This window comes from Leifsonia sp. ALI-44-B, from assembly GCF_001984125.1.
Classification (GTDB): Bacteria; Actinomycetota; Actinomycetes; order Actinomycetales; family Microbacteriaceae; genus Okibacterium.
Genome location: NZ_MTQL01000007.1, coordinates 176,197 through 197,957, shown reverse-complemented (window position 1 = coordinate 197,957; position 21,761 = coordinate 176,197). Strand labels below are relative to the sequence as shown.

Here is a 21,761-nt window from a genome sequence, read left to right as displayed (position 1 = left end):
CAACACCGCAAGACCCCCCATCCCCGGTCCGAAGGAGTACCACATGTCACACTCGCAGACGGCGCCCACAGCCGTTGACCCGACCGCGAAACGGTCGACGCGCGACCTCGTGCGCGCCGCCATCTCGGGCTGGCTCGGCACGGCGCTCGAGTTCATGGACTACCAGCTCTATTCGCTGGCCGCCGCGCTCGTGTTCGCCGACCTCTTCTTCTCGAACGACGACCCCGCCATGGCCGTCGTCGCCGCCATGGCCACCTACGGCGTCGGCTACGTGGCCCGCCCGGTCGGCGCCTTCTTCTTCGCGCGCCTCGGCGACAAGACCGGCCGCACGAAGGTGCTCTTCTACACGATCCTGTTGATGGGCCTCTCGACCACGCTCATCGGCGTGCTGCCCACCTACTCGCAGGTCGGCATCCTCGCGCCCATTCTGCTCGTCATCCTGCGCCTGCTGCAGGGCTTCGGGGCCGGCGCCGAGATCTCGGGTGCCGGCGTCATGCTCGCCGAGTACGCACCCGCCAAGCGCCGCGGCATCATCGCGTCGCTCGTGGCCCTCGGAACCAACTGCGGAACCCTGCTGGCATCCGGTCTGTGGGCCATCCTGCTGGTCGCGTTCAGTGAGCAAGAGGTCATTGACTGGGCGTGGCGCATCCCCTTCATCGGCAGCGCCGTCATCATGCTCTTCGCCGTGTGGGTGCGCTTCAACCTCAAGGAGAGCCCCGTCTTCGAGGAGCGCGACGACGTCGTCGAGGGCAAGGCGCTCACCAAGCAGGAGACCCTCGAGCAGGCCCAGCTGGCCGGCGACACGCGCACCATCGAGGCGCTGAATCGCAAGCCCATCAAGGCGTTCATCATCGCGCTCATGCTGCGCTTCGGCCAGGCCGGCAACTCGGGCCTCATTCAGACCTACCTCATCAGCTACATCACGGTCGTGCTGCTGCTCGACCGCTCCATCGGTGTCAACGCCGTCATCGTGTCGTCGCTCGTGGCCTTCATCACGGTGCCGCTGTCCGGATGGCTGGGCGACCGTTTCGGCCGCAAACGCATGTACATGGTGTGGGCCATCATCGCGCTCATCGTCATCGTGCCGACCATGCTCATGATCAACAGCAAGGACACCGTGCAGGTGTTCGTCGGCTACGTCGTGCTGCACAACCTGGCCGTCATGAGCTTCGCGTCGCTCGAGAACCTGACCCTGCCCGAGCTGTTCGGTTCGCGCAACCGCTACACCTACACGGCCATGGCGCGCGAGATCGCCGCCATCGTCGCGACCGGCGCCGGCCCCGTGTTGGCCGCCGCCTGGGTCTCGGCCGCGACCGGTTCGTTCATCCCGATCGTCATCATGCTCGGCTTCTTCACGCTGTGCGCCCTCGTGGCCTCGATCATCATGCCCGAGGTCGCCGGGCGTGACCTGACCGACCCCCGCGACGCCGTCTGATCGCCGGACGCCGCGCGCAGCATCCCCTCGTCATCTGTGAAAGGAACCACCCGTGAGTATCGAAAGCGTCGACGTCTCGGTCACGAGCCCCGGCCGAAACTTCGTCACCCTGAAGATCACCACGTCAGACGGGGTGGTCGGATGGGGTGACGCCACTCTCAACGGCCGCGAACTGGCCGTCGCGTCCTATCTCTCCGACCACATTGCCTCGACGCTCATCGGGCGCGACGAGGACCGCATCGAGGACACCTGGCAGTACCTCTACCGCGGACCGTATTGGCGCCGCGGCCCCGTGACCATGGCGGCCATCGCCGCGGTCGACATGGCGCTGTGGGACATCAAGGCCAAGAAGGCGGGGATGCCGCTCTATCAGCTGCTCGGCGGCGCGAGTCGCTCGGGCGTGCGGGTCTATGCCCACGCGTCCGGAACCGACTATCAGGCACTCGCGAACGCCATCACGGGCTATCAGGAGCTCGGTTTCACGGCCGTGCGCGTGCAGACGGGGGTGCCCGGCCTCGGCCAGATCTACGGCGTCTCGGCCGCCGGCCCGGGTGTGCGCTACGACTACGAACCCGCCAAACGCGCCGCGGATGGTCGAGCCGCCACGGCCCCGACCGAGGAGACGTGGGACACCAACGCCTACCTCGCGCACATGCCGGGCGTTTTCGACCGCATCCGTCAGGACTTCGGCACCGACCTGCGCATTCTGCACGACGGGCACCACCGTATGTCGCCCATCGAGGCCGCGCGCTTCGCGAAGGACATCGAGCCCTACAAGCTGTTCTGGCTCGAGGACTGCACGCCGGGCGAGGACCAGACGGCGCTACGCCTCGTGCGCCAGCACTCGACGACCCCGCTGGCGATCGGCGAGGTGTTCAACACGGTGTACGACTACCAGACGCTCATCACCGAGCGCTTGATCGACTACGTGCGCTCGGCCGTGACGCACACGGGCGGCATCACGGCCATGAAGAAGTTGCTCGACTTCGCCGCGATCTATGGCATCCGCTCGGGTATTCACGGGCCGACCGACATTTCGCCCATCGGCATGGCGGCGGCGCTGCACCTCGACATGGCTATTCACAACTTCGGAATTCAGGAGTACATGCCGCACAACGAGGCGACGCTGAATGTCTTCCAGACGTCGTACACGCTCGACAACGGGTTCCTGCACCCGGGCGACGAGCCGGGTCTCGGCGTCTCGCTCGACGAGGAGGCCGCCGCTGGGCACGAATACACGAAGGCCTACCTGCCGGTGAACCGGCTGATCGATGGGACCGTTCATGACTGGTGAGACGAGCGCCGCGGCGGTGCCTGTGCCTGCGTCCGTGTTCGAGACGCGCGAGGCGGATGCCGCGCCCTCCCTCTTCGACTTCCGGGTCGTGCCGCTGGCCTCCATCGCGGACGAGGCTCACGTGGATGCGATCGGCGACGGTCTCGTGGCGGGCGGGCTGCCCGTGGTCGAGGTCGCCCTGCGCGGCGAACACGGCCTCGGCGCGGTGCGTCGACTCGCGGCGCGCGGCGACCTGCTCGTGGGTGCCGGGACCGTGCTCTCGGTCGATCAGGCCCGCGAGGCGATCGAAGCCGGCGCGCAATTCATCGTGACGCCAGGGCTCGACCCCGACGTGGTGCGCTTCGTGCAGCAGGAGGGCCTGCCCATCGTGCCGGGCGTGCTCACGCCCTCCGAGGTGCAAACGGCCATCGGCCTCGGCCTCACGCGGCTCAAGCTGTTCCCCGCCGGCGTGTTCGGCGGGCTCACGGTGTTGAGCGCCTACGCCGACGTCTACCGCTCGGTGAAATTCATGCCCTCGGGCGGCATCAAGCTGGCCAACCTCGCCGAGCATCTCGCCCACCCCGCGGTCTTCGCGGCCTCGGGCAGCTGGATCACGGGCGTCGCCGGGCGCGGGGCGGCCGCGGTTGCCGAGGCAGCCCGATCGGCCGGCGCGGTCGCGAACGGTGGCGACGCCGGATGACCTCGCTCGACGTCGTCGCGATCGGCGAAAGCCTGGGCCTGCTCGTTCCCGACCGCCCCGGCCGCCTCGCCCATGTGCCGCACCTGCGCCTCGGTTTCGGCGGTGCCGAGAGCAACGTCGCCATCGGCGTGGCCCGTCTCGGCGGCCGTTCCGCGTGGGTGGGACGCGTCGGCGGCGATGGTCTCGGCGAACTCATCACGCGGGGCATCCGCGCCGAGGGCGTCGAGGTGCACGCCTCCGTCGACCCGGATGCCGCCACCGCCCTCATGATCAAGGAACGGCCCCGGCCGGGCTCCTCGCGCGTGACCTATTACCGCAGCGTTCAGGCGGGCAGCAGGCTCACGGCGGCCGACATCCCGGATGGTGTCGTCGAACGCGCGGCCATCTTGCACGTCACGGGCATCTCGGCCGGTCTTGGCGAGGGTCCGCTCGCGGCCGTGCACGCGGCCATCGACCGCGCGAAGGCGGCGGGCGTGACGGTGTCGTTCGACGTCAATCACCGCAGCGCGCTGTGGCGGAACGGTAACGGTCGCGATGCCGGAGCCGCCTACCGCGAGCTGGCGGCACGCTCCGACATCCTCTTCGCGGGCGACGACGAGGCCGCACTCTTCACGGGCCGCAGCGATCCGCGCGAGCAACTCGAGGTGATCCGCGCACTCGGGGTCGCCTGCGCCGTCATCAAGCTGGGCGAGAACGGCGCCATCGCCTCAGAGGGCCACGCGGTCAGCGCGCGCGATGCCGTGCGCGTCGACGTCGTCGACACGGTGGGCGCGGGGGATGCCTTCGTCGCCGGCTGGCTGGCCGAGACCGCCGCTGGCGCCTCGCTCGAGCGCCGCCTCGATACGGCCGTTGAGTGCGGCGCGCTGGCGTGCACGGTGGATGGCGACTGGGAGGCGGCACCCACTCGCGCCGACGTGGCGGCACTGGCGCTGCCCGGCGCGGACCCGGTCCAGCGCTAGCAACGTCCGGCGCTGATCCTGCTCAGCGCTAGGCCGCCGCGCGGCAGGGCCAGGGGAGCCCGCATCCGACAAAAGCCGAAAGTTGTGCACGGGTGGTCATCGCAGGGCCTTTTTGGTCGGAGTCCCGCAAGTGGCATGAGAAAGTGTCATAACCACCGCTGACCGCACGAAAACGAGAACGCATGCCCTTCCGGAGTAAGTCCACGCTCGAGTCCTGGCTCGAAGAGTTTCGTTCCGTGCGCAACGACGGCGACCTCATCCGCGTCATCATCCAGGACGGTGCCGACGGGGCCGACACAGGTCTCGTCATGGTTCCGCTCGCCAACGTGAGCACCGCTATCGTCATGGAACCCGTCAGCGCGGGCGACCCGCACTGGATCATCCGGTTCGAGGCCCGCTCGGATGCGTTCGACCTCACCGCCCAGAACCTGCACGGGCTGTCGGCCGAACTCGCGGTTGCAGCGGCGCTCTGCGACTTCTTCGAACGCAAGTCCATCGGCCACCTCGAAGACTGACCTTATCCCGCAGCCGTCTCGGCATTGCGGGCGGCCAGTGTGCCGAAGGCCGCCGTGAGGTCGGGCGGGTCGACCACATCGATGCGCGTGTCGAACCGGCCCAACGCGGCGGCGAGGGCCACCCATGACCACGAGCCGGAGACGAGCGTGCAGCGGCCGTCGCCGAGGTCCGTGACGATGCCGTCGGCCGCGAAGGGCGCCACCTCGGAGGCGGGGAGGTGCACCACGACGGTGCCGGTGCACGGCCACTCGTCGCGCTCGGCCGACCCCTTGAAACGCGCCGAGACGAAGGCCGCGGCATCACCACCGGGCACCTCGCGCGGCGAGAAGCGAGGCCCGGTCGGGATGCGCGGGGTCACGCGGTCGGCCCGGAAGATGCGCCAGGCCTCCCGGTCGAGATCCCAAGCGACGAGGTACCAGCGACCGTTGGAGGCGACGAGGTGGTGTGGCTCGACGCGGCGCGGGGTGGCCGTGCCGTAGTCGAAACGCAGCACCTCGTGGGCGCGCGCGGCGCTCGAGAGCGCGATGAGGACATCCGGTGTGACGCTGTCGGTGCCGGGGCTCGCGTTCGAGCGTGTGTTGGATGTCGAGGCGCGCGGGCCGAGTGTCGTGAAGTCGAGGGCGTCCACGCGGTGTCGCAGTCGGGAGGGCATGACCTGCCTGATCGTCGTGAGCGCCCGCAGCGCGGCCTCTTCGGTGCCCGCGCCGAGCAGGGGTGCCGAGCGCAAGGCCACAGCCAAAGCGATCACCTGGTCGTCATCGAAGAGCAGCGGAGGAAGCTGTTCGTCCGCGTCGAGCCGGTAGCCGCCGTCGGGACCCATAGTGGCTTCGATGCGATAGCCCATCTCGCGTAGCCGGTCGATGTCGCGCCGCACCGTACGGTGGCTGATGTCGAGGCGTTCGGCCAGGAGGGCGCCCGGCCAGTCGCGTCGCGCCTGCAACAGCGAGAGCAACGTGAGCAGTCGCGAGGTGGGGGTGGCCATGCGTCGATATTACGTCGAGTGTAGGACCGAATCTGTCCTAGACGCCTGTCAGAGTGACGGGTGTCGGAGCGAATCCGGCGTCACCTAAGGAGCAGACATGAGTATCACCACCACGACCCACCTCAACTTCCGCGGCGAAGCCCGAGCGGCCCTCGAGTTCTATGGTTCGGTTTTCGGCGGCCAGCCCACCATCGCCACCTACGGCGATTTCGGCATGCCGAAGGATGTCCCCGGGGCCGACAACGTGGTCTTCGGCCAGGTCGAGACGGCGGACGGCTTCCGCGTCATGGCATACGACATCCCCAACATCCGCGGCGCCGCCGACGCCTCCCCGACGAGCGGCTCCACCCGCCGGGAAAACGGGGTCACGCTCACCGACCAGTCGTTCTTCGTGTCGGTTCGGGGCGAGACCCTCGGCGAGATCGAGCGCTACTGGAATGCGCTCTCGGCCGACGCCACGGTCGTCGAGGCGCTCGCCGCATCGGCGTGGAGCCCGGGCTTCGGCATGCTGACCGACCGCTTCGGCGTCACCTGGATCCTCGACGTGGCCGCCGCCTACTCCGCCGAGTAACCGCCGGGCCGCCCTCGGCGGCCACGCGCGAGATGTCGCATCGCATGCCAGCTACCCGGCGCTACATTGTGAGGATGAGTGCGACATCCGCGGGAAGCCGCTACTGGGCGATTCAATTCGGCGTGGCCGTCGCCGGGCTCGTGCTGCTGCCCGTCTTCGGCATCGCGTTGAGCATCTCGTCGCGCGAGTACCGCGGACTCGGAGTCATCATGGTGCTGTGCGCACTGCCCTTCGTGGCGCTGCTCGTGTGGGTAGGCCGCCAATATCGCGCCTATCCGCCCGAGCAGCGCCTCATCTACGGGTGGGCGGTCATGCAGCAGACGCGTCCCGTCTGGTGGGTGAGAGCCCGGCCCCAGCTGCGCATCATGGCGACCGCCCGCCGGGCGCGCGACGGCAAGATGTCGCGGCAGGAACTGCTCTGGCTGCAGTCGCTGAAGCCGAAGAACCCCTATCCGGGAATCCTGCCGCCCGTCTGAATCGGGCGCTGGTTCACGACGCGCTCGCTGCCGCGCTCGCTGACGCCCTCGCTGCTGGCGTCGAAGCGCACCGCAACGATGCCCGCAACGATGAGCGCGCCGCCCAGCAGTTGCAGCGTCGAGAGCTGTTCGCCGAGGAGGAGCCAGGCCCAGGCGGCGGCCGCGGCCACCTCGAGCAGGCCCGCGAAGGAGGCGAGCCGCGAGCCGAGCATGGCGCTCGCCGTGATGCTCGTGGCATAGGCGACCGCGGTGGCCACGACGCCGATCACGAGCATGGGCACCCACCAGGGCACCACGTTGCCGAGCACCGTGACGTCGGCGGCGGATGCGGTGAAGGGCACGAGTCCGGTGAGCCCGAGCAGCGTGAGCAGAAGCGAGCCGACGAGCAGGCCGGATGCGGCGAGGGCGACGGGCGGCAGATCATCCGACTCTTGTGCGGCGATGACGAAATAGACGGCGCAGCACACCATGGCGCCGAGGCCGAAGAGCAGCCCTAAGAAGTCGAGAGGCCCGCCGTCGGCCGGCGAGACCACGAGCACGAGGCCCCCCGCGGCGACGACCGAGCCGATGAGCACGGGCACGGCGGGGCGGCGGCGCGTCATGACCCAGGCCACGGCGACGAGCAGCAGGGGCGCCAGGTATTCGAGCAGGATGGCGGTTCCGACGGGGATGCGCTGAACGGCCGAGAAGTAGAAGACCTGGGCCCCGGCGACGCCCACGCTGCCCATGCCGAGCACGCGCCAGCGCGAGCGCCAGAGGGGGCGCAGGTTGCCGCGCAGCATGACGAGCGCTACGGGGGCGAGCAGGATTCCGCCGATGAAGGCGCGCAGGGCGACGGCGGCCACGGGGCTCCAGCCGGCCTGCAGCAGCGGCTTGACGAAGGGGCCGGACACCCCGAAGGAGACGGCCGCGACGACGGCGATGATGAGGCCGGTCGTGAGGTGTCGACGGTGCACGCTGGGCTCGATTCGTCAGGAGCGAATGTTCTTACGCTCCTGACGTTAGACTCGTCAGAGATAAGGAGTCAAATTGCTTTTTGCCCCTGACACCGAGGATGTCCTCGAGTTCAACGCCGCCATCCTCAACACGGTCGCCGGCGCGAGCCGATCGGGCGAGGACGAGCTGTCCACGCGCGAGCAACTCAGCGCCCTGATGGCCGAATCCGGCTTCTCGGGGCGATTCGACCGCGACGACGCCGAGCTCGACGCTATGCGCGCGGCCCGGGCCCGGCTGCGCGAGATCTGGACCCTCGACCGCGACGACATGATCGTGCCCATCAACGAACTGCTGGCCCGCCTCAACGCCGTGCCCCGGCTCGAACGGCACGACGGCATCGACTGGCATGTGCACGCGACCTCGCAAGAGGCGCCGCTCGCCGACCGCTTCCTCGTCGAGGCCGCCATGGCGCTCATCGACGTGGTGCGGTCGAACGAGACGAGCCGCCTGCGGCACTGCGCGGCCTTCGACTGCGAAGGCATGCTGGTCGACCTGTCGCGCAACGGGTCGAAACGCTTCTGCAGCGTGCGCTGCGGCAACCGCATGAACATGGTGGCGTTCCGGGAGCGCCGCGCCGCGGACCCCGTCGGCTGAACAGACCAGCCGACGGAGCCGGCGGATCCGCGGTGCCGCGGTGTCGTCATGCGCGAGTTGTCCCGCGCCACAGCTCCAGTCAGCGGGGGAGGACCGCGGCGGTGACGCCCGAAACGACGAGGTCGGCGCGCGGCATGGTCGATTCGATGAGGATCGCATTCTTGCCATCCACTGATTCGGCCCACGCTTTGGCGGCCTCGGGCGTGCGGCCGTGGCGCTCGTGCCGGTCGACGAGGCGCCGCACGCGCTCGTCGTCCGTGGTCTCGCAGAACCAGGCCTCGGCGAGCAAGCCTTTCACGTCGGCCCACGGCGTCTCGTCGACGAGCAGGTAGTTGCCCTCGACGATCACGAGCTTCGTGTCGGGCAGGACCGCGATCTCGCCCGCGATGGGCTCCTCGACCGTGCGGTCGAAGCTCGGCGCATAGACGGTGTGGGATGTCTCGGCGTGCAACCGGCGCAGCAGGGCGACGAAGCCCCAGCCGTCGAAGGTGTCGATGGCGCCCTTGCGGTCACGGCGGCCGAGGCTGTCGAGCGTCGAATTGGCGAGGTGATAGCCATCCATGGGGAGGTGCGCGGCGAAGTGTGGCGATGCCGCAGCTGAGGCCGCCTCAGAAGCCGACGCCGACGAAGATGCCGAGGACGACCCGGAAGCCGAGGAGGCCTCAGCAGCGACGATCGCGTTCACCCGAGCCGCGAGCTGCACCGCGAGCGTGGTTTTGCCCGCTCCCGGGCTGCCGGCGATGCCCACGACGGCCCGGCCGCCGCCCGCCGGAACCAGTGCGAGCGCGCGGCGGGCGAGGGCGTCGAGAGCGTCGGCCGCGGCATCCGAGCGTTCGTCGGCTTCTGCGGGGCTCGGCGCATCTGACGGGCCGGATGCATCCGAGTGGTCTGAAACGAGATTAGACACGGGTCCCCTCGAGCATGTTGGTGAGGTAAGCGTGGGAGTGGGCGGCCAGCGCGGGGCCGTCGTTCCAGAGGTTACGCCAGATCGCCAGGTCGTTCGAGAGCGTGGGCGAGACCACGGCCGAGGAGAACGACTCGAACGTGATGGGGCCGTCGTAGGAGATGTCGGCGAGGGCGTGGAAAAACGACGTGAAGTCGAGGTGGCCCGAGCCGAGGTAGCCGCGGTGGTTCTCGCCGATGTGCACGTAGCCGAGGCGGTCGCCCACGAGGTGAACGGGGCGAACGAGATCATCTTCCTCGATGTTCATGTGGTAGGTGTCGAGGTGGATGAGCACGTTGTCGTGACCGATGTCGTCGGCCAGGCGCAGGGCGTCGGCGGCCGTGTTGATGACGTTGGTCTCGTAGCGGTTGCAGATCTCGAGGCCGAGCGTCATGCCGCGACCCTGAGCCTCGACCGCGAGGTCCTTGAGGGTGGCGACGACGTTGGCGCGGCCCGCCGTGGTCAGCGCGTGGCCGTACTTGCCGAGGGCGCTGTAGAGCGCGCCCGTGAAGTGGGTTCCGCCGAGGTCGTGCGTGACGCCCAGCGAGTACTGCAGCAGGTCGGCGCCGCGGCTGACGGTGGCGGGGTCGTCGCTCGAGACATCCGCGTCGAAGGCGAGGCCGCGGGAGCACACGATGCCGAGGCCCGCGGCGTCGAGGGCGGCGCGCGCGGCGGGAACGTCGAGGTTGCCCGCGTCGTGCAGCGACAGCTCGAGCAGGTCGAAGCCGGCCTTCTTGGTCTCGGCGATGATGAGGTCGACCTCGGACGGTGTGGTGCCGCCCGAGAAGACGAGGGCGTGGACTCCGAGTTTGTTGTTCGACATGGGTTTCCTTAGGTGAGTTGCGGTGAGTGGATCGCGAGCTGGGCTCGCAGGAAAGAGTTCGCGTGGCCGGCGGCTTCGACGGGGTCGTGCCACAGGCTGCGCCAGAGGCCGATGTCGTCGCGTGTTTCGGGCGAGACGACGGCCCCCGAGAAGGACTCGAAGGTGAGTGGGCCTCGATAGTCGGCGGCTGCCAGTGCCCCGAAGAGGCCCGCCCAGTCGATCGAGCCCGTGCCCAGCAGGCCACGGTGGTTTTCGGCGATGTGCAGATAGCCGAGGTGGGGTCCCGCGTCGCGCACGGCGGCGGCCTGCGAGACTTCCTCGTTGTTGGCGTGATAGGTGTCGATGTGCAGCAGCAGGTTTTCGGCTCCGCGGTCGTTCAAGGCGCGGATGAACTCTGCGGTCTGCGCCGCCGTGTTCAACAGGTTGCTCTCATAGCGGTTCACATATTCGAGGCCGACGACCACGCCGAGGGGGCCAGCGTGCTGGGCGACGCGTGTGAGCACCGAGAGCGAGTTCTCGCGGGAGGCGGCGCTCGCCGGGTGGCTGTATTTCGTCATGGCCGAGAACGTGACGCCCCCGACATACCCCGCCCCGATGGACGCGGCGAAGTCGACGGCGTCGAGCAGCTTGCGTTCGCCGCGGGCCGACAACTCCGCATCATCCGTGTTGATATCGGTCGACGGGTCGAGGGCCAGCGAGACGACGGCATCCAGCCCGGCCTCATCGAGCAGGGCCACGGTTGCGGAACCATCACGCTGATCAGCACCGGGCAGCGGAATCTCGATCAGATCGTAGCCGGATGCCGCGGCGCCCTCGATGGCGAACCGGGATGCCTCGGGCGTCCAGGTGTTCACGAACGTTCCGGCGTGCACGCCCAAAGGGGTGTCGAGCTGCGCCGCCCGCCGCGAGAAGGCGATCACCTCAGGACGCCTTCGCGCCGGTGATCAGCGCCACGAGCTCGGCGCCGTTCGTCTCGCTCGTGCGGCGCTCGGCCACGGCGGTGCCCGCGCGCATGACCCAGATGTGGTCAGAAAGCCGCATCACCTGGTCGAAGTTGTGGCTGATGAGCAACACTGCCACGCCCGAGTCGCGCAGTGTGTTGATGACACCCTCCACGCGCGCGGTCTCTTGCACGCCCAGGGCGGCGGTCGGCTCGTCCATGATGACGATCTTCGAACCCCAGCCGGCGGCGCGCGCGATGGCCACGGCCTGGCGCTGACCGCCCGAGAGGCGGCGCACCTTGCTCGAGACGGGCGGCACGTTGACGGCCAGATCCTTCAGCATGCCCTCGGCGGTCGAGCGCATGACGCGGCGGTCGAGCGTGCGGAACGGGCCGAAGCCGTGTGTCTTCTCGCGGCCGAGGAAGAAGTTCTGCCACACCGTGAGGTCTTCGACGAGCGCCAGGTTCTGCTGCACGGTCTCGATGCCGTGGTTGCGGGCGGCGTTCGGGTTGTCGAACGACACGATCTTGCCGTCGAGCGTGATCTCGCCCGAATCGGGTTTGTGAATGCCCGACAGCGAGCGAACCATGGTGCTCTTGCCGGCACCGTTGTCGCCGATGAGGGCCGTGATCTCGCCGCGACGCATGGTCATCGACGCGCCCTTCAGGGCGTGCACGCCGCCGAACGACTTCTTGATGTCGGTCGCGGTGAGGATGAAATCGCCCGCCGGGGTCGTGCCCGTGTGCGGAGAAGGCTGAGTGTTGGTCATTTCTTCTGGAACCTCGTGAGTAGGGCGGCCAGAACTACGACGAGTCCGACGGCGAGCGGCTGGTAGAACTGCGAGACGCCGAGCAGCGTCAATCCGTTGGTGAGGGCCGTGAGCAGCAGGGCGCCGATCACGGGTCCGACGATCTTGGCCTTGCCGCCCGTGAGGCTGACGCCGCCGAGCACGACGGCCGCGATCGAGTTGAGCAGGAACTGCGTGTTGATGGCGGGCTCGGCGGCACCGACGCGCGCGACGAGCAGCAGGGCGGCGAGACCGGCCAGGCCCGCGGCGATCAGGTAGACGGCGAGGCGCACCTTGGTGGCGCTGATGCCGTTGGCCACGGCGCTCTCTTCGCTGCCGCCGACGGCCTGCACGTGCAGACCGAAACGCGTGCGGAACATGACGAACCACGCGGCGGCGGCCACGATGGCGGCGAGGATGATCGGGTACCCGAAGATTCCGAGCGACCCCGACGTGAGCGTCAGCAGTTCGGGGCTGTTCACGTTGATGGGCTTGCCGTTCGAGATGATGAGCGCGAGGCCCGTCGCGACCGACAGGGTTCCGAGCGTGGCGATGAAGTCCGTCACCTTCCCCTTGGCGATCAGCAACCCGTTGATCAGGCCGATCAGCATGGCCGAGAGGATGGCGACGAGCGCCGATGCCCAGAACCCGAACCCGTTGCTGAACGCCAGGCCGAAGCCGATGGCGCCGAGCGTCATGGTGGCCGAGATGGACAGGTCGATGCCGCCCGTCGTGATGACGAATGCCTGACCGATCGCCAGGATCACGAGGATCGCGGCGGCAACGAGCATGGCGCGGATGTTGCCGAGGGTGAGGAAGGTGGGGCTGAGGATCGAGAACACGATCACCAGGGCGACGAGCCCGATGGGTGCCGCGTTCTCGGCCCAGAAGCTCAGCTGGCGGGTCTGCGCGGCGACCGCCTGCATCCTTCCGGGTCGGGCTTCGGTTGTTGTACTCATGGGGAGTGGGGGTTCCGTTCTAACTCGGGCGATGTCGATGAGTCGGTGAGCCCGTCGAGGGCAGCGGGAAGCAGGCAGCAGGCAGCGGGCAGCGGATGGTGGGCTGCCCCACGTGCCGCGGGCCGGGGGAGGGCCCGCGACACGCGATCGGTTACTTCTTGAGCAGGTCCTCGAGCGGGTTCTCGAAGGGCGCGAAGGGCTGCGGGAACGCGTCGAGCGCCTGGTCGGCTTCGGCCGAGGTGACGAGCGCCGTGGGGGACTCGATGTTCTTCGGCAAGTCGCCACCGGATGTCGCGACCTCGCAGGCCTGCACGCCGAGCTGTCCGACAGCGAAGGGGTACTGGGCGACCGTGGCCGAGAGCCCGCCGGCCTTGACCGATTCAAGCGCGTCTTCGTTGCCGTCGACGCTCACGACCGTGATCTCACCGGTCTTGCCGGCGTTCTCGACGGCCTTGACGATGCCGAGGCCCATGTCGTCGTTCGCGGCGAAGAACGCCTTGACGTCGGGGTTGGCGGCGATGATGTCGGTGGCCTGCGTGAGGGCCATCTCGCGCTTCCAGTCGGCGGCGGTTTCCTGGATGACGTCGACGTCACTGCCGACCGCGGCCTTGAAGCCGTCGATGCGTGCGGCGCTCGTCACGTCTCCCGCGATGCCGCCGATGATGGCGACCTCTGAACCGGGGTCGATCTGTCCGAGTACGAAGTCGCCGGCCTTGCCGCCAGCGGCCTCGTTGTCGGTGCCGATGTAGGTGGCGATGTCGAGGTTCGCGGTCTTGGCGGCATCCGCGTCGATGGGCTGGTCGATGTTGACGATGGTCTTGCCGGCCGTCGAAACCTGGCTGAGCGCCTGCACGAGGTTGGTGCCCGAGATGGGGTTCACGATGTAGCAGCCGAAGTCCTGGCCGACGAGGGCCGTGAGCTTGTCGGCCTGACCCGTGGTGTCGCCGATGTCGGCGGCCGCCTGCACCTGCACGCTGACGTCATCGCTCTTGGCGGTGTCGTTGATGCCGGTCTCCATGTACTGGAAGAAGGGGTTGTCGAGGCCCTTGATCACGGCCGCGACCTTGGTCGAGGAGGTTCCGTCGCCGCCGGTGGCCCCGCCACCCGAGCAGCCGGTGAGCACGAGCGCCGCTACGCCGAGGGGGACGGCGATGCGGGCGGTCCTGAGCCATGTTGCGTCTTTGCTGAACATTGTCATCCTTGGGGATAGGAGCACTACTGTGTGCCTTCCTGAGAGAAACTACGCTCACTTTTGAGTTTTTGCAACACAAAAGTTGCCTAACTTAACGATGTTGCCGTTAGTCTGGGAAAAGACGGCCACGGACAGCGACGGAGCTCTGCGTAAAGTGAAAGACATGCGAACCCATATCGGCGAGATACTGGCGCTCTTTCGCGAGCACGGTGAACTCAGCCGGGTCGACGTCATCGAGACGTCCGGGCTGTCGCGCTCGACCGTCAACCACCGCCTGGGCGCCCTGCACGAAGCCGGGCTGATCGCGGCGATGGAGGGTGGGGAGTCGACCGGGGGGCGGCCATCCAGCCGTTTCGTGCTCAACCGCGACCGCGCCGTCATCGCCACAGCGGATATCGGGGCGACCGGTCTCGTCGTCGCCGTCTGCGATCTCGGGGGCGAACCCCTGCGGCACACGCGCGTCACGGTGAACGTGTGGGACGGCCCCGAACGCGTGCTGGGCGAGGTCGATGCTGCGCTCGCCGAGCTGCTGATCGACCCGGCCACACGGGCGCCAGCCGAGGTCTGGGGCGTCGGCATCGCCGTGCCGGGACCCGTCGAATTCGCCGCCGGGCGCGTGGTCAACCCGCCCATCATGACGGGGTGGGATGGCTTCGACATCGCCGGGTGGTTCTCGGGCTATGGCGTGCCCGTCATCGTCGAGAACGACGCCAACTCGCGCGCCGTCGCCGAAGCGCGGCCGCACCACCACGACAACCTCATCAGCCTGAAGGTGGGCACGGGCATCGGCTCGGGTCTCGTCTTCAACGGCCAGATCATCCGCGGCAGCGAGGGGGCGGCGGGGGATATCGGCCATACACGTGCCGCCATTGCGGAGTCCTCCGAGCAGCTGCCGTGCCGCTGCGGCAACGTGGGCTGCGTCGAGGCGTATGCGGGGGGCTGGGCGCTCATCCGCGACCTGCACGCCGCGGGGGTCGAGGTCGACGACGTGGCGGGCGTCGTGTCGCTGGTCAAACAGGGCAACCTCGACGCGGTGCGCCTCATGCGCCGGGCCGGGCGCGTTCTCGGTGACGCCGTTGCCGACCTCGTCAGCATCCTCAACCCCGAATCGATCGTGGTGTCGGGGCAGCTGTCGGAGTGCGGCGAGATCCTGCTGTCGGGTGTGCGCGAGCGCGTCTATCAGCGCTCGATGCCGCTCGCCACGCGCAACCTGACCGTCGCCGTGTCGCACCTGGGCGAATTCGGCGGCGTCGTCGGCCTCGCGCTCATCACGGCCGACCGCATCTTCGCGGCCGACCACATCGACGACCTGCTCGAACGCATCGCCGGCCGCCCGCTCGACATCGAGGCCGCGACCGTCTCCTGAGCATGCTGCCCAAGGCCGTCGGTTGTGGTGCGCGGGTTGGGCGATGATGAACGGGTGACCCTCTGGCTTTCGCGACATCAGGTGCTGCTCTACCTCGCAGCGATCGTTGCCGCCGTGGTGGTCGGGCTGCTCGTGCCGGCCGCCCGCGCGCTGGATGTCCTCGTCACACCGGTTCTCGCGCTGCTGCTTCTCGCGACCTTCCTCGCCGTGCCGTTTCGGATGCTGGGGCGCGCCGCCCGCGACATCCGCTTCGTCTCGGTGCTCGGCGTGCTGAACTTCGTCGTCGTGCCCGGGGTCGTGTTCGGGCTCAGCCGGTTCGTCGCTTCTGATGATGCGCTGCTCGTCGGGGTGCTGCTGGTGCTTCTGACGCCGTGTGTGGATTATGTGATCGTGTTCGCCGGGCTGGCGGGCGGGGCATCCGATCGTCTGTTGGCCGCGGCGCCGTTGCTCGTGCTCGCGCAGTTGTTGCTTCTGCCGCTCTACCTGCTGGCCTTCGCGGGGCCCGAGGCGGTGTCGGTCATCGAGCCGGGGCCGTTCGTCGAGGCGTTCGTGTGGCTCATCGTGGTGCCGCTGATCGTCGCCGCGATCGTGCAGTGGCTTGCGGGGTCGGGGGAGAGCGTGAGTGTCCAGACGGGTGCTGTCGACACGGCGAGATCGGCGGATGCGTCGGTCAGCGCGTCCGCCGCAGCGGTCGTGAGCATCGGCGCCCCTCGTCCTTCGCAAACGTTCGCTCGCGGCATCCTCTCGGTTTTCGAGGCGGCGATGGTGCCGCTCATGATGCTCACGCTCTTCGTGGTGGTGGCGTCGCAGATCGGGCCGGTCGCGGCCAACCTGGGTCGGCTCGCCGGGCTCATCCCGCTCTACGCCGCGTTCGTCGTGGTGATGGCGCCGCTCGGATGCCTGGCCGCCCGTCTCGCCCGACTCGACGTCCCCTCGGCCCGCGCCCTCACGTTCAGCGGGGTCACCCGCAATTCGCTCGTCGTCCTCCCGCTGGCGCTGGCGCTTCCCGCCGCGTTCGATCTCGCCCCGCTCGCCGTGGTCACGCAGACCCTCGTCGAACTCATCGCCATGGTCGTGCTCGTGCGCCTCGTGCCGCGCCTGGTGCGGGCGCGCCAGGTCGAGCCGCCGAGCCGGGATCGGGACACGCACGGCGGATGACGCTGGAGCGCTGACCGTGGGTGTGACAGGGTGACCGAGTGACCGATACCCGAACCTCTTTCCGGCAACGATCCCTGACCGACCGAGTCCTCCTGCCACGACGGCGGGCGGCGGGTCGAGTGAGCGGCGGCGTCCTCCGTCCCGCGGCTCTGGGCCTGGGAGGAGTCGTGCTCGTACTCACGGCCGCGGGTTGCGGAGTAGTCCCGCAAGGCCCGAGTTTCGAATCCACGAAAGCGGATGCCCTCGAGCTACGCAGTGAATTCGAAGAGATGCTGCCCGCAGCCGATGTGGCGGCAGGAACGGTGAAGGACCACATCCTCCCTTGTGACGGGAGTGACACTGCCCAGTTCGATGGCGTCCTGATCGTCAGCGTCGCCGAAGATTTCGATCGCACGGCGTGGTTGGATGAGGCGGCCGCGATGTACGAGGATCGCCCCGGTTGGCGGGTTGAGAAGAAGGTCGCTGCTGACGGATCTTCCGATGCGACCTCGGGAGTCGCCTTCGCCTCGGAAGGCGGCTACTACTTGCGCGTCGACGGAGTCGCGGACACCTCCGAAGGGGGGCCGGTCATGGTCTTGTCCGTCTCGGGCCCCTGCAGTTATCTCTGAATCCGCTAATGCCATTCCGGCAACGATGACGGCCGATAATGACTCTATGACTGCTCTTTCTGGGATAGACGTGGCTGCCGAACTGCGAGAGGTTCATGCGCACTGGACGCCACGGGTGGTCGGCCGTGTGAACGACCAATACGTGAAGGTCGCGAAGCTGCTGGGTGAGCTGGTGTGGCATGCCCACGAGGCAGAGGATGAAATGTTCCTCGTCGTATCGGGCCGCCTCCGCATCCAGCTCCCCGACGATCAGGAGGTCGTCCTCACGCCCGGACAGTTCTACGTCGTCCCGCGCGGCGTGCAGCATAACCCCGTCGCCGAAGAGGAGGTCGAGATCGTCCTGATCGAGACCGTCACCACCGCCCACACCGGCGACGTCGTGGTCGAGCGCACCGTGCCGCTCGAGCGCCAGGTGGGTGATTTTCGCTGATGCGACCGATTGATGAGGGGGCCGGCATCCTGCGTCGAGCAGCTGCCGGGGCGATCGGTGCCGCCGTCGTGCTCGGGCTCGCGGGCTGCGGAATCTTCCAGAGCGCGCCCAGTCTCGAATCCACGAAGGCGGAAGCCCTCGAATTGCGGAGCGAAATGGCCGAGACGTTGCCCGCCACTTATCTCTCGACGGCCACGGAGGACTACACGCTCATCCACTGCGAAAGTGAGGATGTCGTTCAGTTCGATGGCGTCCTGAGCGTCCATGTTCCCGAGGATTTCGATCGCAGTGCCTGGTTGGATGACGCGGCCGCCATGTATGCCGATCGTGACGGATGGCGCGTCGAGAAGAAGGTCGCTGCCGACGGTTCGTCGGATGCAACGACAGCGGTCGCCTTCTTCTCGGACGACTACTACATGCGTCTGGGCGAGTTCGCGACCACGCCCGAGGGCGGACCGGTCATCATCCTGTCCGCCTCGGGCCCGTGCAGCGCCCAGTGATTTTCGGCCGGTGGCTCGCTGAAGCGTGTTGCGAGACCAGCCGGGGGTCCGAAACCGCGGAGGGCGCGGGGAGTCGGTCTAGCTCGCGCTGGCGAGCCGCGATTCGGACAGCGCGATCTCGAGGGCATCGACGTATTGCGAGAGAGCGTCGCGGTTCTTGATGAGGAATTCGATCTTCTGCGACATCCGGTCGCGTTCGTCGGACAAGAGGTCGAGCAGGCCGGGTTCCGGATTGCGCACCACGATCGTTTGCGGCTGGTCAAGGCAGGGCAGGATGTCGAGGATGATGCGCGAGGGGATGCCCGTGTCGGCCAGGCCCCTGATCTTGTTCACGCGGTCGACCAGGTAGTCCGCGTAATCCCGGTACCCGTTGTCGAGTCGGTCGGGTGCGATCAGACCCTGTTCTTCGTAGTAGCGGAGCATGCGCGGCGGCACGCCCGTCTTCTTCGCAAGCTCTCCGATGCGCATGCTCTTCCTTCCTCTGTTGTTGACCCTCACATTATTGTCAACGTAGTTTCCTCGGGGGCGGACTCTCCCGCCTTCGCCGTCTCAGCCGGTCGGCGCCGACCGATGAACAGTGTGCCGATGAGGCCGAGGATGGCGATGATCCCCGCGGTGACGAGGGCCGTGTGGCCCGCCGAAACGGTCTCGGCGACGGTCAACCTGCTCGCATCGGCCGCATGAGAGCCGATCGTGTAGGCCGAGATGAGGATTGCGCCGCCCGCGGCACCCGCCAGTTGCTGCACCGTGGAGAACGCGGCGCTCCCGTGCGGGTAGAGATCGGAGCGGAGCGACGATAGGGCCAGAGTCGTGACCGGCGCCCAAATCATCGCCTGACCTGCCGTCATCACCAGGTAGCCGGCCAGGTACACCCAGACGCTGCTGTCGCCGTTCAGGGTGCTGAGGAACCAGATGCTCGCCGCCCAGATCACAGCACCGGGGATGGCGAGGGGCAGAGGGCCCCACCGGTCGTACACGCGACCGCCCAGCGCAGAAACCGCCGATATGATCACGCCTCCGGGGAGGAGGAAGAGTCCGATGGCGAGAGTATCGAGCCCGAGCGCGCCGGTCAGGATGAACGGGAGGACGAGCGCCACCCCGAAGCCGTTCATGGCGACGAAGAGCATGACGAGGATGGCGACGGTGAACGTTCGGCTCTGGAAAATGCGCATGTCGAGGAACGGGTCGCCGTGCCGACGGAGCGCTACCTGACGCCACACGAATGCGGCCACACCGATCGTGCCGATCAGGATGGGGATCACCGGCGGCAGCGGGGCGTGACCCGACGTGGACTCGCCGATGAGAGACAGGCCGAGAACGAGCGCGCCGAAACCGATGGCCGACAATGCCAGCGACAACAGGTCGAGCGACGCGTGCTCGGGCGTCGCGATGTTTCGGAGCTTCAGGGCCCCTGCGATCAGGGCGATCACGGCGAGGGGGAGAACCAGGATGAACAGGAACCGCCAGGGCAGATAGGTCAAGATCAGGCCCGACACGGCGGGTCCGACGGCGGGGGCAATGGCCGGAACCGCGGTCACCAGTGCCATCACGCGGCCTCGCCGAGCTTCTGGGATCAATCGAATGGCCGTGGTCATGAGCAGGGGCACGAAGACTGCTGTGCCGACCGCCTGGATGATTCGGCCGGTCAGGAGAACTTCGAACCCGGGAGCTGCTGCGGCAATCACCGTTCCGAGGATGAAGACCGAGAGCGCGGTCAAGAAGATCGCCCGCAGGTGAAAGCGCCGCATGATGAAGCCGGTTGCCGGGATCAGCACGGCCAAGGTGAGCAAATATCCGGTCGTCAACCACTGACCCGCCGATGGGGTGATGTCGAGGTCGGCGATGAGTGTGGGCAGGGCGACGCCCAGAAGCATCTCGTTGAGGAGGACGAGGAATGTCGACGCCATGAGGAGGCTGATCACGAGGGCGTCTCCGGGGCCCAATCGATCTGCCGTCGCCAGGGGCTCGCGGGTGCGTGGTGAAGAGGTCATCCCTCCATCGTCAACATTGACACTAATGTCAATGTCAAATTGGCTAGGGCGCCTCGTCGGGCACTCCCTCGCCGTGGATCCTCACGGTCGCGGAAGGGGTTCCCTGTCGGTGGTCGCACTGATGGTCATGGCGTCCAGGTTGGGGAGCGCATGCCGGAGGTGGTGTCGAGCGTCGTCGACGACGATCTCGGTGCGGGAAAGTGGTGCGTCAGGCACGACGATGGTCGCCGCCCCTTGGAGCCTGTGGCCCACCCAGCGCAGTTGCACGCTGTGAGCCGCGAGAACGCCGGGCGTCTCGTCGAGGGCTCGCTGCGCGTTCTCGACGAGTTCGGGTTCGATGCCATCCATGAGCCGGCGGCCGAGGCTTTTGACGGTGCCCCAGAGCAGAACCATGATGGCCGCCGAGATGATCAAGCCGATGATGGGGTCGGCGAGGGGGAAGCCCAGCATCACGCCGACGGCTCCGACGACGACGGCGAGTGAGGTGAAACCGTCGGTGCGGGCGTGCACCCCGTCGGCAACGAGCGCGGCCGATCCGATGCGCTGGCCCACGCGGATGCGGTAGATGGCGACGGCCTCGTTGCCCGCAAAGCCGATCACGCCGGCCGCGACCACCCACCAGAGGTTCTGCAGGGGCTGCGGGTTGATGAGCCGCTCGATCGATTGCCACGCCGCCACGACCGCTGAGAGTGCGACGACAGCGATGATGAATAACCCGGCCAGGTCTTCTGCGCGACCGTAGCCGTAGGTATACCGGCGGCTCGCGGCCCGACGCCCGAGAATAAACGCCACCCACAACGGGATGGCCGTGAGGGCGTCAGAAAAATTGTGGATGGTGTCGGCGAACAGCGCCACCGAACCCGAGATGAACACGACGGCCAGCTGCAACACGGTCGTGCCGAGCAGGATGAACAAGCTGATTTTCAACGCGCGGATGCCCTGGGTGCTCGCCTCGAGTGCATCGTCGATGGAGTCGGCGGCGTCATGGCTGTGTGGCATGAAGACGCCGGCGAGGATGCCCTTCACTCCGGTCGGATGCGCATGCGTGTGCCCGGATGGGCCGTGATCGTGGCCGTGGCCACCCTCGCTCGAGCCGTCCCCGTGCTCGTGAGCATCCACGTCGTGCCCGTGTGAGTGATGCGAGCGCTCGGTCACGCGAGTGTCTCACTTTCGGGCGAAGCGTCGGCGTGGTGGTGACGGGGCGTGCCGCCGAGCGAGTGCTCGGCTTGGAAGATGGCGTCGGAGACGAGCTGGCTCGCGTGCTCGTTCTCGAGGCGATAGATCACGCGTGTGCCGTCCTGACGAGTGGCCACGAAACGCGCCAGGCGCAGTTTTGCCAGATGCTGCGACACGGATGCTGGCGTCTTCCCGACGATCTCGGCGAGCTCGTTCACCGATCGTTCGCCGTCGCGGAGAGCGAGGATCATGCGCACTCGCGTCGCGTCGGCGAGCATCGCGAAGACCTCGACTGCGAGCTCGACGAATTGACTGTCGGGATTGCGCCCACAAACCTGCTTATCTGCATCCATACGCAGATAGTATCACTCGGGCGCGGATGTGC

The 21,761-nt window shown here is 67.8% G+C and carries 26 protein-coding genes; 14 read left to right on the top strand and 12 right to left on the bottom strand.

Features of this window, described 5'->3' with window-relative positions:
• The first annotated feature begins 43 nt into the window (after positions 1-43).
• The 5 genes from ALI44B_RS07910 to ALI44B_RS07890 all read left to right on the top strand — a co-directional run bounded on the left by ALI44B_RS07910 (position 44) and on the right by ALI44B_RS07890 (position 4,882).
• Positions 44-1,435 carry an MFS transporter gene (locus ALI44B_RS07910; protein ID WP_077054202.1) on the top strand — a complete coding sequence of 464 codons (1,392 nt, stop codon included), beginning with the start codon at positions 44-46 and terminating at the stop codon, positions 1,433-1,435.
• Between the two features lie 52 nt (positions 1,436-1,487).
• The gene (gene manD / locus ALI44B_RS07905) at positions 1,488-2,729 is read left to right on the top strand and encodes a D-mannonate dehydratase ManD (protein ID WP_077054201.1); all 1,242 of its coding nucleotides are present in this window, start codon (positions 1,488-1,490) and stop codon (positions 2,727-2,729) included.
• On the top strand, positions 2,719-3,408 hold the full coding sequence (eda, locus tag ALI44B_RS07900) for a bifunctional 4-hydroxy-2-oxoglutarate aldolase/2-dehydro-3-deoxy-phosphogluconate aldolase (protein WP_083710128.1): 690 nt from the start codon (positions 2,719-2,721) through the stop codon (positions 3,406-3,408). The genes manD and eda overlap by 11 nt, the downstream gene beginning before the upstream one ends.
• Positions 3,405-4,367, top strand: coding sequence for a sugar kinase (locus tag ALI44B_RS07895; protein WP_077054200.1), 963 nt, complete (start codon positions 3,405-3,407; stop codon positions 4,365-4,367). Before eda ends, ALI44B_RS07895 begins: the two co-directional genes overlap by 4 nt.
• 182 nt (positions 4,368-4,549) lie before the next feature.
• Positions 4,550-4,882 (top strand): hypothetical protein, encoded by a 333-nt coding sequence (locus ALI44B_RS07890; RefSeq protein ID WP_077054199.1) that lies wholly within the window; start codon positions 4,550-4,552, stop codon positions 4,880-4,882.
• Positions 4,883-4,884: 2 nt separating this feature from the next.
• Here the strand turns inward: ALI44B_RS07890 and ALI44B_RS07885 are convergent, their stop codons facing one another.
• Positions 4,885-5,865, bottom strand: coding sequence for a helix-turn-helix transcriptional regulator (locus ALI44B_RS07885; protein WP_077054198.1), 981 nt, complete (start codon positions 5,863-5,865; stop codon positions 4,885-4,887).
• A 97-nt stretch (positions 5,866-5,962) separates the two neighbouring features.
• Here ALI44B_RS07885 and ALI44B_RS07880 point away from each other — a divergent pair, with 97 nt between their 5' ends.
• Together ALI44B_RS07880 and ALI44B_RS07875 are read left to right on the top strand one after the other, a co-directional pair.
• Entirely contained in the window at positions 5,963-6,436 is a 474-nt protein-coding gene (locus ALI44B_RS07880; protein WP_077054197.1) for a VOC family protein, read from the top strand.
• 74 nt (positions 6,437-6,510) lie between these two features.
• Positions 6,511-6,912 (top strand): hypothetical protein, encoded by a 402-nt coding sequence (locus ALI44B_RS07875; RefSeq protein WP_143459112.1) that lies wholly within the window; start codon positions 6,511-6,513, stop codon positions 6,910-6,912.
• Here the strand turns inward: ALI44B_RS07875 and ALI44B_RS07870 are convergent.
• Positions 6,885-7,868 (bottom strand): DMT family transporter, encoded by a 984-nt coding sequence (locus ALI44B_RS07870; protein ID WP_083709746.1) that lies wholly within the window; start codon positions 7,866-7,868, stop codon positions 6,885-6,887. The genes ALI44B_RS07875 and ALI44B_RS07870 overlap by 28 nt on opposite strands.
• 73 nt (positions 7,869-7,941) lie before the next feature.
• Here ALI44B_RS07870 and ALI44B_RS07865 point away from each other — a divergent pair, with 73 nt between their 5' ends.
• Positions 7,942-8,502, top strand: coding sequence for a CGNR zinc finger domain-containing protein (locus ALI44B_RS07865; RefSeq protein ID WP_083709744.1), 561 nt, complete (start codon positions 7,942-7,944; stop codon positions 8,500-8,502).
• A gap of 79 nt (positions 8,503-8,581) precedes the next feature.
• On the opposite strand, the gene ALI44B_RS16390 is transcribed toward ALI44B_RS07865, so the two are convergent.
• The 6 genes from ALI44B_RS16390 to ALI44B_RS07835 all read right to left on the bottom strand — a co-directional run bounded on the left by ALI44B_RS16390 (position 8,582) and on the right by ALI44B_RS07835 (position 14,147).
• Complete coding sequence (locus ALI44B_RS16390; protein ID WP_238592229.1) at positions 8,582-9,280, bottom strand: nucleoside/nucleotide kinase family protein; 699 nt, start codon at positions 9,278-9,280, stop codon at positions 8,582-8,584.
• 121 nt (positions 9,281-9,401) lie between these two features.
• Positions 9,402-10,268 (bottom strand): sugar phosphate isomerase/epimerase family protein, encoded by an 867-nt coding sequence (locus ALI44B_RS16385; RefSeq protein WP_077054194.1) that lies wholly within the window; start codon positions 10,266-10,268, stop codon positions 9,402-9,404.
• A gap of 8 nt (positions 10,269-10,276) precedes the next feature.
• Positions 10,277-11,188: a sugar phosphate isomerase/epimerase family protein gene (locus tag ALI44B_RS07850; protein ID WP_083709743.1), complete on the bottom strand. Its 912-nt coding sequence runs from the start codon at positions 11,186-11,188 to the stop codon at positions 10,277-10,279.
• Position 11,189: 1 nt separating this feature from the next.
• Positions 11,190-11,978 carry an ATP-binding cassette domain-containing protein gene (locus tag ALI44B_RS07845; RefSeq protein WP_077054193.1) on the bottom strand — a complete coding sequence of 263 codons (789 nt, stop codon included), beginning with the start codon at positions 11,976-11,978 and terminating at the stop codon, positions 11,190-11,192.
• A complete protein-coding gene (locus ALI44B_RS07840; protein ID WP_077054192.1) occupies positions 11,975-12,955 on the bottom strand; it encodes an ABC transporter permease in 981 nt (326 codons plus the stop codon). Before ALI44B_RS07840 ends, ALI44B_RS07845 begins: the two co-directional genes overlap by 4 nt.
• A 151-nt stretch (positions 12,956-13,106) precedes the next feature.
• The gene (locus ALI44B_RS07835) at positions 13,107-14,147 is read right to left on the bottom strand and encodes a substrate-binding domain-containing protein (RefSeq protein WP_083709741.1); all 1,041 of its coding nucleotides are present in this window, start codon (positions 14,145-14,147) and stop codon (positions 13,107-13,109) included.
• A gap of 163 nt (positions 14,148-14,310) precedes the next feature.
• On the opposite strand from ALI44B_RS07835, the gene ALI44B_RS07830 reads away from it, so the two are divergent.
• The 5 genes from ALI44B_RS07830 (at position 14,311) to ALI44B_RS07810 (ending at position 18,209) form a co-directional block, all read left to right on the top strand.
• Positions 14,311-15,513 carry an ROK family transcriptional regulator gene (locus tag ALI44B_RS07830; RefSeq protein WP_077054191.1) on the top strand — a complete coding sequence of 401 codons (1,203 nt, stop codon included), beginning with the start codon at positions 14,311-14,313 and terminating at the stop codon, positions 15,511-15,513.
• Between the two features lie 54 nt (positions 15,514-15,567).
• Positions 15,568-16,671 (top strand): arsenic resistance protein, encoded by a 1,104-nt coding sequence (locus ALI44B_RS07825; RefSeq protein WP_238592162.1) that lies wholly within the window; start codon positions 15,568-15,570, stop codon positions 16,669-16,671.
• 167 nt (positions 16,672-16,838) lie between these two features.
• Positions 16,839-17,279, top strand: a complete 441-nt coding sequence (locus tag ALI44B_RS07820; RefSeq protein ID WP_143459110.1) for a hypothetical protein — start codon at positions 16,839-16,841, stop codon at positions 17,277-17,279.
• Between the two features lie 70 nt (positions 17,280-17,349).
• Entirely contained in the window at positions 17,350-17,709 is a 360-nt protein-coding gene (locus tag ALI44B_RS07815) for a cupin domain-containing protein (RefSeq protein ID WP_238592161.1), read from the top strand.
• Positions 17,709-18,209, top strand: coding sequence for a hypothetical protein (locus ALI44B_RS07810; RefSeq protein ID WP_077054188.1), 501 nt, complete (start codon positions 17,709-17,711; stop codon positions 18,207-18,209). The genes ALI44B_RS07815 and ALI44B_RS07810 overlap by 1 nt, the downstream gene beginning before the upstream one ends.
• Before the next feature lie 78 nt (positions 18,210-18,287).
• Here the strand turns inward: ALI44B_RS07810 and ALI44B_RS07805 are convergent, their stop codons facing one another.
• The 3 genes from ALI44B_RS07805 to ALI44B_RS07795 all read right to left on the bottom strand — a co-directional run bounded on the left by ALI44B_RS07805 (position 18,288) and on the right by ALI44B_RS07795 (position 21,199).
• Entirely contained in the window at positions 18,288-18,677 is a 390-nt protein-coding gene (locus ALI44B_RS07805) for a MerR family transcriptional regulator (protein ID WP_077054187.1), read from the bottom strand.
• 26 nt (positions 18,678-18,703) lie between these two features.
• Positions 18,704-20,200 (bottom strand): DHA2 family efflux MFS transporter permease subunit, encoded by a 1,497-nt coding sequence (locus ALI44B_RS07800; RefSeq protein WP_077054186.1) that lies wholly within the window; start codon positions 20,198-20,200, stop codon positions 18,704-18,706.
• A gap of 81 nt (positions 20,201-20,281) precedes the next feature.
• Positions 20,282-21,199 (bottom strand): cation diffusion facilitator family transporter, encoded by a 918-nt coding sequence (locus ALI44B_RS07795; protein ID WP_143459108.1) that lies wholly within the window; start codon positions 21,197-21,199, stop codon positions 20,282-20,284.
• Between ALI44B_RS07795 and ALI44B_RS16130 the strand changes: the two genes are divergently transcribed.
• Positions 21,185-21,334, top strand: coding sequence for a hypothetical protein (locus ALI44B_RS16130; RefSeq protein WP_179100235.1), 150 nt, complete (start codon positions 21,185-21,187; stop codon positions 21,332-21,334). The genes ALI44B_RS07795 and ALI44B_RS16130 overlap by 15 nt on opposite strands.
• A gap of 17 nt (positions 21,335-21,351) precedes the next feature.
• Here ALI44B_RS16130 and ALI44B_RS07790 read toward each other — a convergent pair whose 3' ends face one another.
• Positions 21,352-21,729, bottom strand: a complete 378-nt coding sequence (locus ALI44B_RS07790) for an ArsR/SmtB family transcription factor (RefSeq protein ID WP_077054184.1) — start codon at positions 21,727-21,729, stop codon at positions 21,352-21,354.
• Between the last annotated feature and the right edge of the window lie 32 nt (positions 21,730-21,761).